General features: G+C 32.1%; 2 protein-coding genes. One reads left to right on the top strand and one right to left on the bottom strand.

What is annotated here, in order from left to right; translation table 11 throughout:
• Positions 1–197, bottom strand: a 197-nt coding sequence (locus ERD80_RS22715; protein WP_211145608.1) for a hypothetical protein, incomplete at its 3' end; no start/stop codon positions are given.
• Between the two features lie 186 nt (positions 198–383).
• On the opposite strand from ERD80_RS22715, the gene ERD80_RS21560 reads away from it, so the two are divergent.
• On the top strand, positions 384–731 hold the full coding sequence (locus ERD80_RS21560) for a hypothetical protein (RefSeq protein ID WP_058771638.1): 348 nt from the start codon (positions 384–386) through the stop codon (positions 729–731).
• Positions 732–1,249 lie beyond the last annotated feature (518 nt).

Raw genomic sequence — 1,249 nt, 5'->3', positions numbered from 1 at the left:
ATGTTATTTTTATCAGATTGAAAAGGAAAAATCATAAGTCTACTGACTGATGCTCCGTTGATAATTGATGTCGTCCTTTCCATTGCTACTGTTACCAGTGAGATTTTGATAACTTTACCAAATAAAATAATTATAAAAAATACTGCCAGTGTAGAAATAGAGGCTCGTTTTTGTCTGGCAATGTAAAAGGCACTCAAATTTCGATTGCAGGTATTTCTGATGGGCTTTCAGACTTGATAATAGCTCATAATGTTGTAGATAGTTAAAAAATATTGTCTTATCTGATGGGGATGTAAGATTTAGGTCAGGAAATAAATTAAGTTTAGCTAAATCGGATATCAGGGCTTATTTCGATGAGCTTTTCACCATAGGATAAATAAACAATGTTTCTGTCAGTTTTAGGTACGATGATTTTAGCTTCTATAATAATTTGCGGAGTCGTTTATTATTGCTATAGCACCGGTGAAAAATACGATAAATTTAAAAAAGATGGTGTCAGGGTAGAAGCTAAAGTTTTAAGTATGGAAAAAGTAGGTGCTAGTGGTACTGGGAATACAAAGATGAAGATGATATTGTCATTTGAGTCTCAATCTGGCCCAGTACAAGTCTCAGTGAAGAAATTTTTATCACCACAAAACTTGATAAAAATTATGCGAGAGAATACTGCCATTATATATTATATGCCTGACGATCCGGATAGTGTTTTTGTGGCCACCATTGAAATGGAGTAATATGCAACTTTCATTATTAATGACACATAATTAATGTTGTATTGTTAACGGGTAATCCAGTAGAGAATTGGTTATAAAAAGTAGCCTAATGAATGCAATGATGTTTTTTGCTAAAGGCTATGCCATTTTTTTTAATTTTCGTTATAATTTTTTGTTTTTTATAATCAGGAGTGTGAATAAAGAATTATTGAATGGGTGAATTAGAAAAAATGGTGTCATTACTCAAGCTAGAATAACCAAAATAGAAAGTTACCCTGGGTGAATGTACCAGTATACTAATGTGCACTTGTATTTTGATTATACGACTAAAGATGGTTCATTACATTCAGGGGAGGACAAGATTTTTATTTTTACCTCAGATATTGATAAATAATAGCCTGGTAAAGAGTTTTCTTTAACTTGCAGTAATGCAAATCCTGATTTTTTATTATTGAAATAGAAGGTGCATCGTTAAAATAATAGCGTGCCTGTTATCTATTAGGGAGCAGGCAACCCTATGACTACTTATAACTTATAAC

Source organism: Pantoea sp. R102 (genome assembly GCF_004916815.1).
Classification (GTDB): domain Bacteria; phylum Pseudomonadota; class Gammaproteobacteria; order Enterobacterales; family Enterobacteriaceae; genus Pantoea; species Pantoea dispersa.
Note: the sequence above shows the minus strand (reverse complement) of the source record. Positions and strands in the feature narration are given on the sequence as shown.

Excerpts from the sequence above, each read along its gene's own strand:
- ERD80_RS21560 (WP_058771638.1), top strand. The coding sequence starts at position 384 with ATGTTTCTGTCAGTTTTAGGTACGATGATTTTAGCTTCTATAATAATT.